Source organism: Roseateles sp. P5_D6 (assembly GCF_054049415.1).
In genome coordinates, this window is the sequence record NZ_JBFUMK010000002.1 from 267,905 (window position 1) to 282,821 (window position 14,917).

Here is a 14,917-nt window from a genome sequence, read left to right on the forward strand (position 1 = left end):
CCTCAACGTTTTCTATTTACGGGTTTACCCGGGGTGTTCGTCGTCACGCCGCGCAGCTTGACCGCGTAGCCGTCGGCGTGGCGCAGGTCGGCGGACAGCAATGGGCTGCGGTAGGTCGCCGTGACCTGCGTGATGGATTGGGCGAAGCGGCCGAAGCGCTCGACCACGTCGGTCTCGCTGCCGCGGCCCAGTTCGACAACGGCGCCGCTGCCCAGCGTCGCGCGCCAGGAGCCGCGGCCCGACAGGTCCAGGCGGTCGATGCCCTCGCCGAGTTTTTCAGCGGCTGGCGACAGCGCCCGCCACATCTGCAGCATCGCGCCGGCGGTCTGCGCCGGGCCGGCGAGTACCGGCAGGGTTTCGTCCTCGACGTCGCCGAGATTGGCCTGGAAAACTTCGCCGAAGCTGTTGACCAGGGCCCGTTCGGCCGCGGCCTCGGTCGCAGAGTCGGCACCATCGGTGCGCGCCTCCCAATAGGCGGCGGCCCGGTGTTCCTCGAGATTGACCCGCAGCCGCATCGGCCAGACGCGCGTCAGCTGCGCGCGCCGCACCCAGGGCACAGCCTCGAAAGCGGCGCGGCCGTCCTTCAGGCTCATGCTGAGAAAGGAGCCGTGCAGGCGCGGCAGGGCATTGGCGCGCAGCGAGGCCACGCTGTTGCGGCTGACATCGCCCTCCACCTGGATGGCGCGCAGGTTGAACGCCGGCAGGCGCACGACCCAGCGCAGCACACCCCAAGCGGCGGTTGCCACCAGCGCAGCCACGAGCAGCGCCGACACCGCATTCATCAAGCGGATATCGGACGGCAGCGCGGCGGTGGCGGCGGCGGCGGAGTTCACGTGATCAGGCGATCCAGCCGGGCCTGGGCAAGCAGCCACAGGCACAGATGCGGGTAGTCCACGCCCACGGCCTGCGCGGCCTTGGGCACCAGGGAGTGCGACGTCATTCCGGGGCTGGTGTTCATCTCCAGCAGGAAGGGCTTCATGTCGGACTTGCGCAGCATCAGGTCGGCGCGACCCCAGCCGCGGCAGCCGAGCAGGCGATAGGCATGCAGCACGAGGCGACCGATCTCGGCCTCCAGCGCGGCGGGCAGCGAGCCGAACAGGTACTGCGTCGTGTCGGTCTCGTACTTGTTCGCGAAGTCGTAATTGCCGGCCTCGGCGCGGATCTCGATGACGGGTAGCGCGACGGCGCCCTCGCCTTCACCCAGCACGGCGCAGGTCAGCTCGGGCCCTTCGATGCATTGCTCGAACAGCAGCTCATCGTCAAAGCCCAGGGCCAACTCGACAGCGCCCTGCATGTCGGAGTAGCCGGCGGCCTTGGTGATGCCGATGCTCGAACCCTCGTGCGGCGGCTTCACGACGACGGGCAGGCCGAGCGTGTCGGGAATCGTGCGGATGCGCTCGCGAGTCAGGTCGGCGCGGGACAGCGCCAGGTATTGCGGCGTCGGCAGGCCCTCATTGGCCCACAGCCGCTTGGTCATGGTCTTGTCCATCGCGACGCCGGAGGCCGTCACGCCGGAGCCGGTGTAGGGAACGCCCAGCCATTCGAGAGCGCCTTGGATGGTGCCGTCCTCGCCGCCGCGACCGTGCAACGCGATGAAGGCACGATCAAAGCCCTCGTCTTTGAGCGCTTGCAACGGGCGCTCGGCGGGGTCGAAGGCATGGGCGTCGACACCAATGGACTGCAGCGCCGCGAGCACCCCATTGCCGCTCATGAGCGACACCGGCCTCTCGGCACTGTGACCACCGAAGAGCACGGCAACCTTGCCAAGACCCTTGGCATCGATGTTCAGATCGATCGGCGTGTTCATGCCGAAGCTCCTTGGAAATGCGCCGCGACGCGGCCCGGCAGGCTGCTCATCGAGCCCGCGCCCATGCCGATGACGACATCGCCATCGCGGGTCAAGCTGGCCAGTGCCGCCGGCATGTCCGCCACGCCGGCCACAAAGTTCGACGTGCCCACGGCCTGCGCGAGCGCCGTACCGGTCGCGCCTTCGATGGCGGCCTCGCCGGCCGAATAGACCTCGGTCAGCAGCACGACGTCGGCACCGGCCATCACCCGCACAAAGTCGGCAAAACAGTCCCGCGTGCGCGTGTAGCGATGCGGCTGGAAGGCCAGAACGAGGCGGCGGCCCGGATAGGCGCCGCGCGCGGCGGCCAGCACGGCGGCCATCTCGACCGGGTGGTGGCCGTAGTCATCGACCAGTTCGAAGCGGCCGCCATCGCCCGCCGGCCATTCGCCATGCTTCTCGAAGCGGCGGCCGACGCCGGAGAAATTCTTCAGCGCGCGCTGGATAGCCTCGTCCGGGCAGTCCAGCTCCATCGCGATCGCGATGGCCGCGAGCGCATTGCGCACGTTGTGCTCGCCGGCCAGGTTGAGCAGCACGTCCAGGTCTTCGGCACCTTCGCGCTGGCAGCTGAAGCGCATCTGCGCGCCGGCCAGCGCCTGCACATCGACCGCGCGCACGCCGACACCCGCGGACAGGCCGTAGCTGACGACCGGCCGCTCGATGCGGCCGAGGATGGCCTGCACGCCGGGGTCGTCGGCGCAGACCACCGCCGCGCCGTAGAAGGGCATGCGGTGCAGGAACTCGATGAAGGCCTCGTGCAGACGCTCGACCGAGTGGCCGTAGGTGTCCATGTGGTCCTCGTCGATGTTCGTAACGACGGACAGCACCGGGCTGAGCTTCAGGAAGGATGCGTCGCTCTCGTCGGCCTCGACGACGATGAACTCGCCCTTGCCCAGGCGCGAGTTGGCGCCGGCGGCGTTGAGCTTGCCGCCGATGACGAAGGTCGGGTCCAGGCCCGCCTCGACGAGGATGGCCGTGACGAGGGAGGTCGTCGTCGTCTTGCCATGCGTGCCGGCGATGGCGATGCCGCGACGCAGCCGCATCAGCTCAGCCAGCATGACGGCGCGCGGCACGACCGGCACCTGGCGACCGCGAGCCGCCTGCACTTCGGGGTTGTCGGCCGCAACGGCCGTGCTGGTGACCAGAGCCTGCGCTTCGCCGATATTGGGCGCCGCATGGCCGATCTCGACGCGCAGGCCCAAGGCCCGCAGGCGCTCGGTCGTCGTGCTCTCGACGGCGTCCGAGCCGCTGACCGTGAAGCCCAGGTTGTGCAGGATTTCGGCGATGCCGCTCATGCCGGCGCCACCGATGCCCACGAAATGCAGTCGTTGAACCGCGTGCTTCACTTCAGCATTCCTTCGATTTCATCGGCCACACGGGCCGCCGCACGCGGCCGGGCCAGCGAGCGAGCCTTCTCGCCCATGGCGAGCAGGGCACCTCGGTCCAGGCCGCTCAACAATTCATGCAGCTTGGCCGGCGTCAATTCGCCCTGCGGCAGGTGGATGGCCGCGCCGTGCTGGGCCATGAAAACGGCGTTGTCGCGCTGGTGCGATGTCGTGCTGACGACCAGCGGCACCAGCACCGCGGCACAGCCTGCCGCGCAGAGTTCGCTGACGGTGATGGCGCCGGCCCGGCAGACGACGACGTCGGCCCAGGCCAGGGCCGCGGCCATGTCGTCGATGAAGGGGCGCACTTCGGCCGACAAGCCTGCATCGGCATAGGCCTGCCAGACAGCGCCGAGATGGTCCTGGCCCGACTGGTGCAGCACGAGCGGCCGCTGCTCCTGCGGCCACAGCGCCAGCGCCTGCGGCACCGCCTGGTTCAGCGCGCGTGCGCCCAGCGAGCCGCCCAGCACCAGCATGTGCAAGGGGCCGGCGCGCTCGGCCATGCGCTCGGCCGGCAGTGGCAGTTCTTCGATCTCGGCACGCACGGGGTTGCCGCTGACGATGGCGCCCGACGTCGAAGCCGCCGCCGCACCGTCGAAGCCGAATGCAATCCGGCGCGCAAAAGGTTTCAGCGCGAGGTTGCTCTTCAGCATCGCCGCGTCGGCATTGACCAGCATCAGCGGCCGGCCGGTGAAGGCCGCCGTCAGCCCGCCGGGCAGGCAGACATAGCCCCCCATGCCCAGCACGGCCGTCGCGCGGCGCTCGGCGTAGACACGGCGCGCCAGGCCCAGCGACTTGAAGAAGCCGACGATGCCGCGCAGCGCGTGCTTGAGCCCCTTGCCGCGCAGACCGGCGAAGGGCAGCGCGTCCAGCTCGATGCCACGCGCCGGCACGAGGCGGTTCTCCATGCCGGTCGGCGTGCCTATCCACGACACGGTCCAGCCGCGGCGCTGCATTTCTTCCGCGACCGCGAGGCCCGGAATGATGTGGCCGCCGGTACCGGCGGCCATCACGACGAGATGGCGATCGCTCACGAGCGCCCTCCCCGCATCATTTGCCTGTTCTCGAGGTCAATCCTCAACACGACTGCCAGCGCCACACAGTTCATCAAGATCGCCGACCCGCCAAAGCTCATCAGCGGCAGCGTCAGCCCCTTGGTCGGCAGTGCGCCCAGATTCACGCCCATGTTGATGAAGGCCTGGCCGCCCATCCAGATGCCGATGCCCTGGGCGTAGAGACCCGCGAACACGCGGTCCAGGGCGATGGCCTGGCGGCCGATGAGGAAGCAGCGGCGGGTCAGCCAGAAGAACGCAAGGATCACCACGGCCACTCCAGCAAAACCAAGTTCCTCGCCGATGACGGCGAGCAGGAAGTCGGTGTGCGCCTCGGGCAGGTAGTGCAGCTTCTCGACGCTGCCGCCCAGGCCCTGGCCCAGCCACTCGCCGCGGCCGAAGGCGATCAGGCTGTGCGTCAGCTGGTAGGCCTTGCCCTGGGCGTACTTCTCGTCCCAGGGGTTCAGGTAGGCAAAGATGCGCTCGCGGCGGAACTCGCTGAAGCTGATCATCAACACGAAGGCTCCCACCAGCACCAGCGTGATGAGCAGGAACATGCGGCCGTTGACGCCGCCCAGGAACAGGATGCCCATCGCGATGGCCGCGATGACCATGAAGGCGCCCATGTCGGGTTCAGCCAGCAGCAGCAGGCCGATGAAGGCCAGCGAGATCGCGATCGGCGTGACGGCCTGGAAGAAGTTCTCCCGGGCGTCCATCTTGCGCATCATGTAGTTGGCCGCGTACAGGGCGATGCCGAACTTGGCCAGCTCCGAGGGCTGGAAGTTCATGACACCCAGCGGAATCCAGCGCCGCGCGCCGTAGACGACCTTGCCTATGCCAGGGATCAGCACCGCGACCAGCAGCACCAGGGCGGCGACGAAAACCCAGGGCGCCCAGCGCTCCCAGATGGCTACGGGGATCTGCACGGTGACGAGCCCTGCGACCAGCGCGAAGCCGATGGCGATCATGTGGCGCGTCAGGAAGTGCGTCGGCAGGTATTTGGCGAAGCGCGGGTTGTCGGGCAGCGCGATGGAGGCCGAATAGACCATCAAGAGGCCAAAGGCCATCAGCGCGAGCACCACCCACACCATGGTGATGTCGAAGCCCTGCAACTGCGTCGGTCGGCCGGCCGAGGTCGACACCCAGTCGCGCACCGGCACGCTGGCATCCTCGGTGTCGCCCTTTTTCCAGAGCGACTGCAGCCTGGCGGTGAAGCCGTTCAAGACCGCAGTCATTGATGCACCCTTCGCGCTGCGCGCTGTCCCGCCGAGCGGGAGCGAGCTTGCTTGGGACGGCCCGGCGCGGCGCTCATAGCGCCACCCCGCGTTCGTCGGCGAGACCCTGCACCGTGGCGACGAAGACCTCGGCGCGGTGGGCGTAGTTGCGGAACATGTCCAGGCTGGCGCAGGCGGGGGACAGCAGCACGCTGTCGCCGCTCTGGGCCTGCTGCAGGCACCAGGTCGTGGCGGCCTCCAGCGTCGCGTGGTGCTGCAGGGCAATGCCCGTGTTGGCCAGCGCCGCTTCAATCTGCGGCGCATCGCGACCGATCAGCGCCACGGCGCGGGCATGGCGGGCAACACCATCGGCCAACGGCGCGAAGTCCTGGCCCTTGCCATCGCCGCCGAGGATGAGGACCAGCTTGGCCGGCGCGCGGTCGGCGCCCAGGCCTGAGATGGCGGCAACCGTGGCGCCGACATTGGTGCCCTTGCTGTCGTCGAAGAACTCGACGCCGTCGATGGTGCCGACCGGTTCGACCCGATGCGGCTCGCCACGGTATTCACGCAGGCCATGCAGCATGGGCGCCAGCTCGCAGCCAGCCGCCGTCGCCAGCGCGAGTGCCGCCAGCGCATTGGCGGCGTTGTGGCGGCCGCGCACACGCAGCGCGTCGGCCGGCATCAGGCGCTGGATGATGAGCGGCTCTTCCTCGTCGCTCTTCTTGCGCTTGATCGTCGGGTCCAGCTCCAGGGCGCGCACCAGCCAGGTCAGGCCGCCTTCATCGACAAGACCGAAGTCGCCTGCGACTTTGGGCGGGTTCAGGCCGAAGCGCACGACATGGCGCGACACGGTGCGGCCGGGCTTGCCGCGGCTGCCCTTGACGAACACCGGTGCCGGCACCAGGCCTTCGACCTCGGTGTCGTCGCGGTTGACGACGATGACGGACTCGCGGCCAAAGATGCGCGCCTTGGCACGACCATAGGCAGCCATGTCGCCATGCCAGTCGAGGTGGTCCTGGGTCAGGTTCAGCACCGCACCGGCCGTGGGTTCGAAGCCGTTGACGCCGTCAAGCTGGAAGCTGGACAGCTCCAGCACCCAGACCTCGGGCAGGGTCTCGAAGACCGGGCCACGCGGTGGCGGTGGGTCAATGGGCAGGGGCGTTTCCTCGTCGGGCAGCACCGCCGCTTCTTCCTCAGCAGCCTCCTCAACGGGAGCGTCTTCGATCTCCTCGGCCACGACTTCGGCCGGCGTTTCGACCGGTGCCGGATCGGGCTCCTTGGCCAGCGCCTCGGTCAGCGTGTCCAGCAAGGTCGGGCCGATATTGCCGGCGACGGCCACGCGCTTGCCGGCACGCTCGACGAGCAGGCCGGTCATGCAGGTCGTGGTCGTCTTGCCATTGGTCCCGGTGATGGCGAGCACGGCGGGTGCGTAGCCGTGCTGGGCCTTCAGCGCGGCCAGTGAATCAGCGAACAGATCCAGCTCGCCCCGCACTGCGGGGCCGTGGGCGTAAACAGCCGCCAGGCGCGCATCCAGCGGCGACAGGCCTGGGCTCTTCAACACCGAGTTGAAGCCCGCCACCATCTCCGCCGTCAGCTCGCCGGTGATGAACTGCGCCGACTCGCCCAGTGCTGCGCGCTGCGGCGGCTGCTCTCGAGAGTCCCACACGGTCACCTTCGCGCCGAAGCCCGCGCACCAGCGCGCCATCGCCAGGCCGGAGTCACCCAGGCCCAGCACGAGCACGCGCTGATCGAGTAGTTGCGGCAGGTCCAGCTTCATGCGGTCACCGCAGCTTGAGGCTGGCCAGGCCGACGAGGCACAGCAGCATCGTGATGATCCAGAAGCGGATGACGACCTGGGTCTCGTTCCAGCCGCTCTTCTCGAAGTGGTGGTGCAGCGGCGCCATCTTGAAGATGCGCCGGCCCTCGCCAAATTTCTTCTTCGTGAACTTGAACCAGCTGACCTGCAGCATCACGCTCAGCACTTCGGCCACGAAGATGCCGCCCATGATGCCGAGCAGGATCTCCTGGCGCGTGATGACGGCCAGCGTCCCGAGGCCACCACCCAGCGCCAGCGCGCCGACGTCACCCATGAACACCTGCGCGGGATGGGCGTTGAACCACAGGAAGGCCAGGCCTGCGCCAGCCATCGCGGCGCAGAAGATCAGCAGCTCGCCGGCGCCCGGGATGTAGGGCAGCAGCAGGTATTTGGAGAACACCGACGAGCCGGTCAGATAGGCGAACAGGCCCAGGGCGGAACCGACCATGACGACCGGCATGATGGCCAGGCCGTCCAGGCCGTCGGTGAAGTTGACCGCGTTGCTCGTGCCGACGATGACGAAGTAAGCCAGCGCGACGAAGCCCCACACGCCCAACGGCATGCTGATGGTCTTGAAGAAGGGGATCAGCAGGTCGGCCTTGGGCGGCAGCTCGGTAGAGAAGCCGCTGGACACCCAGCGAAAGAACAGCTGCACGACGCCGAGGAATGACGTCTCCGACACGCTGAACGCGAGATAGAGGGCGGCGAACAAGCCGATCAGCGACTGCCAGAAGAACTTCTCGCGGCTACGCATCCCTTCCGGATTCTTGTCAACGACCTTGCGCCAGTCGTCCACCCAGCCCACGGCGCCGAAACCCATGGTGACCAGCATGACGACCCAGACGAAACGATTGCTCCAGTCGAACCACAGCAGCGTCGACACGCCAATGCCGATGAGGACCAGCACGCCGCCCATGGTCGGCGTGCCGGTCTTGGCCAGGTGGGTCTGCACGCCATAGGCACGCACGGGCTGGCCGATCTTCATTTCGGTCAGGCGGCGGATGACCCAGGGCCCGAAGGCCAGGCCGATCAGCAGTGCGGTCATCGCGGCCATCACGGCGCGGAAGGTGATGTACTGGAAAAGGCGCAGAAAGCCCAGGTCGGGGTAGAGGCCCTGCAGCCACTGGGCGAGGCTAAGCAGCATGGGCGTCTCCGGTTTGTAGGGCAGCGACCACTTGTTCCATCTTCATGAAGCGCGAGCCCTTGACCAGGGTCTGGGCCACGCTGGGTTGTTCTGTGAGGGCTGCAACGAGCGCGGCCGTGTTGTCGAAGGCACGGGCGCCCGGGCCATAAGCCGCTGCGGCGTCACGGGCAGCGCCGCCGGCCGTCCAGAAATGGGCGATTCCGCGCTCGGCCGCATAGGCGCCCACCTCGCGGTGGAAGGCCGGGCCGTCGTTGCCCACCTCGCCCATGTCGCCGAGGATCAGCCAGCCCTCGCCCGGCATGCCGGCCAGCACGTCGATGGCAGCGCGCACGCTGTCGGGGTTGGCGTTGTAGCTGTCGTCGATCAGCGTGCGACCGCGTGCGTCGAGCTTGAGCTCCGAGCGGCCCTTGACGGCACGGAAGGCTTCCAGGCCTTGAGCAATGGCGGCCAGCGATGCACCGGCGGCCAGCGCACAGGCCGCGGCGGCCAGTGCATTGCGCACGTTGTGCTCGCCGGCCATGTGCAGCGCGACCGGCGCGGTGCCCGCGGGCGTGTGCAGCTCCAGCGCCCAGTGCGTACCGATCCAGACTGCGTCGCCCGTCACGTCGGCCTCGCCGCGCAGCGCAAAACTCAGGTGCGGGCGCTGGGCCGCAAGCTCCAGCCAGATCGGCGCGCAGGCGTCTTCGGCCGGGAAGACGGCGCAACCGCTGGCGCTGAGCGCCTCGATGACGGCGCCGTTCTCGCGCGCCACGGCCTCGACGGTCGCCATGAACTCCTGGTGCTCGCGCTGGGCGTTGTTGACCAGGGCCACGGTGGGCTGCGTCATTGCCGCCAGCGGCGCGATCTCGCCGGGGTGGTTCATGCCCAGCTCGATGACGGCGGCGCGGTGGCTGGTCTCGTCGTCGTGGCGCAGGCGAAAAAGCGTCAGCGGCACGCCGATGTCGTTGTTGTAGTTGCCTTCGGTAGCCAGGGCTGCATCGCCGACCCAGGCGCGCAGGATGCTGGCGATCATCTGCGTCGTCGTCGTCTTGCCGTTGCTGCCCGTGACGGCAATGACGGGCAGTTGCTGCTGGCGGCGCCAGGCGGCGGCGAGTTGGCCGAGGGCCGCTTTCGCATCGGCGACAAGCAGGCCCGGCAGGCCCGCTTCGGCCAGACCGCGTTCAGCCAGCGCGGCGACGGCGCCCGAGGCCTTGGCTTCGCTGAGGAAGTCGTTGGCATCGAAGCGTTCGCCGCGCAACGCGACGAAGAGGTCGCCCGCCCGCAGTGTGCGCGTGTCGCTGTGCACGCGGGCAAAACCGGTCGCACCGTCGCCGATCAGCGTCGATCCCGGCAGCAGCGCCTGAGCCTCGGACAGCGTCAAAAACAGGTTCACAGACCTGCCCTTTCCAGCAACGCCGCGCGCGCTTCGCCAACATCCGAGAAGGGCCGGCGCACGCCATTCACTTCCTGATAGTCCTCATGACCCTTGCCTGCAATGAGCACGATGTCGCGCGAGCCGGCGTTCATCACCGCGGCCCGGATCGCTTCCTCACGGGCCTCGACGACGATGGCTTCGGGCGCAGCGACGGCGATGTCGGCCATGATCTGTGCCGGCGCTTCGGTGCGTGGGTTGTCGGTGGTGATGACGACGCGACCCGACAACCGGGCGGCGATGGCACCCATCTGCGGCCGCTTGCCGCGGTCGCGGTCACCACCACAGCCAAACACGCAGACCAGCTCGCCGCCACGCGCCTGGGCCAGGCCCTGCAGGGCGGACAGCGCCTTGTCCAGAGCATCCGGTGTGTGCGCGTAGTCGACAACCACCTGGGGCAGCTCGCGGCCATTGCCGACACGTTGCATGCGACCCGGCACCGGCGTCACGCGGCCCAGCACGCGCGCCACGTCGGCCAGGGCAGCACCTTGGGCGCGCAGAGCACCTGCCACGCCGAGCAGGTTGGCCGCGTTGTAGTCGCCGATCAGGCTGGTCTGCACCGGCAGGGCTTCCTCGCCCTCATGCAGCGTGAAGGCCAGGCCCTCGCCGGTGTAGTGCAGGCCACGGGCCGACAGGCGCGCGTCGCTGCGTGCGACGCCGGTGGTCCAGACATCGAGGGCGACCAACTCGGCGGCGAGGGCCTCGCCTTGCGGATCGTCAAGATTGATGACCGCGGCGCGCAGGCCGGGGAAGGCGAACAACGCACGCTTGGCCGCCCAGTAGGCATCCATCGTGCGGTGGTAATCGAGGTGGTCCTGTGTGAAGTTGGTGAACACCGCCACGCGCACGGCGCTGCCTGCCAGCCGCCCCTCCACGATGCCGATGCTGCTCGCCTCGATGGCGCAGGCCGAGAAGGCCTCGTCGCGCATACGGGCGAAGGCCGCCTGCAGCAGCACGGGGTCTGGCGTGGTCAGGCCGTTGTAGTCCAGCTTGGGCGGCTCGCCGATGCCCAGCGTGCCGACGACCCCGCAGCGCTTGCCCAACTGCGCCGAGGCCTGGGCGATCCACCAGGCCGACGAGGTCTTGCCATTGGTGCCGGTGACGGCGATGACGTCCAGCGTGTCGGTGGGCTTGCCGAAAAAGGTCGCGGCGATCTCGCCGGTGCGGGCCTTCAGTCCAGGCAGCGAGGCCACACGCGCATCGACAAAGCCGAAGCGCTCGACATCGGCCTCTTCAACCAGGCAGGTGGAGGCGCCGGCTTCCAGCGCCGCCGCGACAAACTCGCGCCCGTCGCGTGCATAGCCGGGCCAGGCGATGAAGGCATCGCCGGGGCGGACCTGGCGGCTGTCGGTGCGCAGTGTGCCGGTGCACCATTCGGACAGCCAGCGAGCGGCGGCATCGGGGGACTTGAGGCGTGTCAGCATCAAAAGCTCTCTTCGACCGCGACGGCCTTCTGGTTGGCCACGATCTGGCTCTTCACGTCCAGGTCGGGCGGTACGCCGAGCAAACGAAGCGTCTGGGCGGTGACTTGGCTGAACACCGGGCCGGCGACCTTGCCGCCGTAGTAAACGCCCGCGGTCGGCTCGTCGACCATGACGGCGACGACGATGCGCGGCTTACTGATGGGGGCGATGCCAACGAACCAGGAGCGGTATTTGTGGCTGGCGTAGCCGCGGCCTTCCTGCTTGTGGGCCGTGCCGCTCTTGCCGCCGATGCTGTAGCCCGGCACTTGCGCCTCGGGCGCCGTGCCACCCGGGCCAGCGGCGGCCTGCAGCATCAGGCGCAGGTCCTGCGTGACCTTGGGTGAGAACACGCGGATGCCGGCGATCGGATGGTCGTGCGGCTGGCGCAGCATGCTGACCGGGACGATCTCGCCGTCGCGCGCGAACACCGTGTAGGCCCGCGCCAGCTGGAACAGCGACGCCGACAGGCCGTAGCCATAGCTCATCGTCGCCTGCTCGATGGGCCGCCAGGTCTTGTAGGGGCGCAGCTTGCCGGTCACCGCGCCGGGGAAGCTGATCTGCGGCCGCTGGCCCAGGCCGATGGCCGTGAACATCTCGTGCATCTCCCGCGGCTGCATCTGCATCGCGAGCTTGGTGGCGCCGATGTTGCTGGAGAACTTGATGACCTCGCGCACCGGGATCACGCCATGCGGCTTGGTGTCGCTGATGACGGCGCCCTGGAAGGCGTATTTGCCGTTGCCGGTGTCGACGAGACTGTCGGGCGTCGTGCGGCCGGTCTCCATCGACAGGCCGGCGATGAAAGGCTTCATCGTCGAGCCGGGCTCGAAGACGTCGGTCAGTGCGCGGTTGCGCAGCTGCTCGCCGGACAGGTTCTGGCGGTTGCCCGGGTCATAGCTCGGGAAGTTGGCCAGGGCCAGCACCTCGCCGGTCTGCGCATCCAGCACGACGACGGAGCCGGCCTTGGCCTTGTTCTCCGCCACCGCGTCGCGTATGCGCTGGTAGGCGAAGAACTGCACCTTGGAGTCGACAGACAGGTCGATGTCGTGGCCGTTGGCGGCGGGCACGACGTCGCCGATGTCCTCGACGACACGGCCCAGGCGGTCGCGCACGACCGAGCGCGAGCCGTCGCGACCCTGCAGCTCCTTCTGGAAGGCCAGCTCGATGCCTTCCTGGCCGCGGTCCTCGGCGCCGGTGAAGCCGACGACGTGCGCCGCGGCCTCGCCCTCGGGGTATTTGCGGCGGTATTCGCGGTCCTGGAACACACCCTTCAGACCGATGGCCTTCACGCGTGCGGCGGTCTCGTCGTCGGCCAGGCGCTTGAGCCAGACGAAGCGGGTCTCGGGGTTGAGCTTGGCCTCCAGCTCCTTGTTCGACAGGCCCAGGGCCTTGGCCAGCGCGCGGCGCTTGTCGGCGTCGGCATCGACTTCCTTGGGGATGGCCCAGATCGACGGCACGGCCACGCTCGCGGCCAGCACCTGGCCGGTGCGGTCGTTGATGCGGCCGCGGCTGGCCGGCAGCTCCAGCGTGTGGGCGTAACGGGCCTCGCCCTGCTTCTGGAAAAAGTCGGTGTTCAGCACCTGCACCCAGACGGCTCGCGTGAGCAGGCCCAGGAAGGCCAGGCCGACGAGAGCGACCAGGAAGCGCGAGCGCCAGGGCGGCGTCTTGGACGCCAGCAGCGGACTGGTGGAATAGCTGACGCCACGACCCGAGCCGAGGGCGCGTGCGCCGGACTTGTTGGCCTTGCTCACTGGGCAACTCCCGACGCCACCACGGCCGGGCTGATGACGCGCATGCCCAGGCGCTCCCGAGCCACCTGTTCGACGCGCAAGTTGGTCGCCTGCGCATGGCGCTCGGCGGCCAGGCGTTCGGCATCGGCAGCCAGGCGCTGACCCTCGGCCTTGGCCTTGTCGCGCTCGGCGAACAGGCGGCGCGACTCGTAGGCGCTGTGCACCAGCACAACGCCACTGGCCAGCACGGCGAGGATGAGGATGAAGTTGAGCTTGGCCACGTCAGCGCCGCCCGGCAGCCCGAAGGCGCGGACGCACCCCCTCGGGGGGCAGTGAACGAAGAGAGCGTGGGGGCTTCATATCAGCGCCTGGAGGTGACGGGCGGCAGCGGCGCCTCGGTGCGCTCCGCCACCCGCAACACGGCCGAGCGTGAGCGCGGATTGGCAGCCACCTCGGCGTCACTGGGCTTGACGCGGCCCAGCGCATTCAGGATCAGCGGCGCGGCTTCGGCGAAAGGCGCGCGGCGGTCGAACACGGCCTTGCTGCGCTCGGCGATGAAGGTCTTGACGCGCCGGTCTTCCAGCGAATGGAAACTGATGACGGAGAGTCGGCCGCCGGCGCGAAGCAGGCGCAAAGCGGCGTTCAGGCCCTGCTCAAGCTCCTCAAGCTCGCCATTGACATGAATCCGAAGGGCTTGAAAGGTGCGGGTCGCCGGGTCTTGGCCGGGCTCGCGGGTCTTGACCGTGCGAGCCACGAGTTCGCGCAGCTCGTCGGTGCGCGTGAGCGGCGTGCCGGCTTCCCGGCAAGCAACAACCGCCTTTGCAATCTGTGAAGCAAACCGTTCTTCGCCATAGTCTCGAATCACTCGTGCAATGTCGCGCTCGTCGCCACGGGCCAGGAAGTCCGCCGCGCTCTGGCCGCGCGTCGTGTCCATGCGCATGTCCAGCGGGCCGTTGAAGCGAAAGCTGAAGCCGCGCTCCGGGTTGTCGATCTGAGGGCTGGACACACCCAGGTCCAGCAGCACACCATCCACCTGATGAACACCCAGCGCTGCCAGTTGCTCGGCCATGTCGGCAAAGGCGCTGTGGACGATGGAGAAGCGCGGGTCGGTGATGGCCGCCGCGGCGGCAATCGCCTCGGGGTCGCGGTCGATGGCGATGAGGCGACCTTCGGGCGCCAGCCGGGCCAGCAGCGCGCGCGAATGGCCGCCGCGGCCAAAGGTGCCGTCCACGTAGACGCCGTCGGGCCGCGCGAGCACGCCGTCGACCGCCTCATTCAGCAGCACGGTGGTGTGGCTGAACTGGGCGCTCTCGTTCATCTCGGCGCCCATCAGAAGCTGAAGTCCTTGAGCGCGTCGGGCAGCGGGCCGGCCATCACTTCGGCCTCGTGGGCGGCATGGGCTTCGGCATCCCAGAGCTCGAAGTGGCTGCCCATGCCCAGCAGCATCACGTCGTTCTTCAGCCCGGCGCTCTTGCGCAGCTCGGGCGAGACCAGCACGCGCGACGCCGAATCGATGTCGACGTCCATCGCGTTACCGAGGAAAACACGCTTCCAGCCCGAAGCCGACATCGGCAGGGCGGCGACCTTGTCGCGGAACAGCTCCCAGGTCGGGCGCGGAAACAGCATCAGGCAGCCATCGGGGTGCTTGGTGACGGTCAGGCGCCCCTGGCAGATCAGCTGCAGCACCTCCCGGTGTCGGCTGGGCACACTCAGGCGGCCCTTGGCATCTAAGGCCAAGTTGGAGGCACCCTGAAAGACGATTTCCGACACTTTTCACCACGAAACGACACTTCCTCCCACTTTAAGGGCCAGACCCCACCCGGTCAAGGGTCGGCACAAGTTTTTTCAATGAAATCAAG

General features: G+C 68.5%; 13 protein-coding genes. All 13 read right to left on the bottom strand.

Annotated features, from left to right (window positions below):
* Positions 1–2: 2 nt before the first annotated feature.
* Complete coding sequence (locus ACXJKM_RS03285; RefSeq protein WP_457350215.1) at positions 3–833, bottom strand: cell division protein FtsQ/DivIB; 831 nt, start codon at positions 831–833, stop codon at positions 3–5.
* Complete coding sequence (locus ACXJKM_RS03290; protein ID WP_457350216.1) at positions 830–1,807, bottom strand: D-alanine--D-alanine ligase; 978 nt, start codon at positions 1,805–1,807, stop codon at positions 830–832. Before ACXJKM_RS03290 ends, ACXJKM_RS03285 begins: the two co-directional genes overlap by 4 nt.
* Complete coding sequence (murC, locus tag ACXJKM_RS03295) at positions 1,804–3,192, bottom strand: UDP-N-acetylmuramate--L-alanine ligase (RefSeq protein ID WP_457350218.1); 1,389 nt, start codon at positions 3,190–3,192, stop codon at positions 1,804–1,806. The genes ACXJKM_RS03290 and murC overlap by 4 nt, the downstream gene beginning before the upstream one ends.
* Positions 3,189–4,265, bottom strand: a complete 1,077-nt coding sequence (gene murG, locus ACXJKM_RS03300; RefSeq protein WP_457350220.1) for an undecaprenyldiphospho-muramoylpentapeptide beta-N-acetylglucosaminyltransferase — start codon at positions 4,263–4,265, stop codon at positions 3,189–3,191. The genes murC and murG overlap by 4 nt, the downstream gene beginning before the upstream one ends.
* On the bottom strand, positions 4,262–5,518 hold the full coding sequence (gene ftsW, locus ACXJKM_RS03305) for a putative lipid II flippase FtsW (protein ID WP_056202902.1): 1,257 nt from the start codon (positions 5,516–5,518) through the stop codon (positions 4,262–4,264). The genes murG and ftsW overlap by 4 nt, the downstream gene beginning before the upstream one ends.
* 73 nt (positions 5,519–5,591) lie before the next feature.
* Complete coding sequence (murD, locus tag ACXJKM_RS03310) at positions 5,592–7,274, bottom strand: UDP-N-acetylmuramoyl-L-alanine--D-glutamate ligase (protein ID WP_457350223.1); 1,683 nt, start codon at positions 7,272–7,274, stop codon at positions 5,592–5,594.
* A 4-nt stretch (positions 7,275–7,278) separates the two neighbouring features.
* Complete coding sequence (gene mraY / locus ACXJKM_RS03315) at positions 7,279–8,457, bottom strand: phospho-N-acetylmuramoyl-pentapeptide-transferase (RefSeq protein WP_056202895.1); 1,179 nt, start codon at positions 8,455–8,457, stop codon at positions 7,279–7,281.
* Positions 8,447–9,829, bottom strand: coding sequence for a UDP-N-acetylmuramoyl-tripeptide--D-alanyl-D-alanine ligase (locus ACXJKM_RS03320; RefSeq protein WP_457350225.1), 1,383 nt, complete (start codon positions 9,827–9,829; stop codon positions 8,447–8,449). Before ACXJKM_RS03320 ends, mraY begins: the two co-directional genes overlap by 11 nt.
* Positions 9,826–11,292, bottom strand: coding sequence for a UDP-N-acetylmuramoyl-L-alanyl-D-glutamate--2,6-diaminopimelate ligase (locus ACXJKM_RS03325; protein WP_457350227.1), 1,467 nt, complete (start codon positions 11,290–11,292; stop codon positions 9,826–9,828). Before ACXJKM_RS03325 ends, ACXJKM_RS03320 begins: the two co-directional genes overlap by 4 nt.
* A complete protein-coding gene (locus tag ACXJKM_RS03330) occupies positions 11,292–13,079 on the bottom strand; it encodes a peptidoglycan D,D-transpeptidase FtsI family protein (RefSeq protein WP_457350229.1) in 1,788 nt (595 codons plus the stop codon). Before ACXJKM_RS03330 ends, ACXJKM_RS03325 begins: the two co-directional genes overlap by 1 nt.
* The gene (gene ftsL / locus ACXJKM_RS03335) at positions 13,076–13,339 is read right to left on the bottom strand and encodes a cell division protein FtsL (RefSeq protein ID WP_457350231.1); all 264 of its coding nucleotides are present in this window, start codon (positions 13,337–13,339) and stop codon (positions 13,076–13,078) included. The genes ACXJKM_RS03330 and ftsL overlap by 4 nt, the downstream gene beginning before the upstream one ends.
* A gap of 80 nt (positions 13,340–13,419) precedes the next feature.
* Complete coding sequence (rsmH, locus tag ACXJKM_RS03340) at positions 13,420–14,376, bottom strand: 16S rRNA (cytosine(1402)-N(4))-methyltransferase RsmH (RefSeq protein ID WP_457350412.1); 957 nt, start codon at positions 14,374–14,376, stop codon at positions 13,420–13,422.
* Positions 14,377–14,387: 11 nt separating this feature from the next.
* Positions 14,388–14,819 (bottom strand): division/cell wall cluster transcriptional repressor MraZ, encoded by a 432-nt coding sequence (locus tag ACXJKM_RS03345; protein WP_056203596.1) that lies wholly within the window; start codon positions 14,817–14,819, stop codon positions 14,388–14,390.
* Positions 14,820–14,917 lie beyond the last annotated feature (98 nt).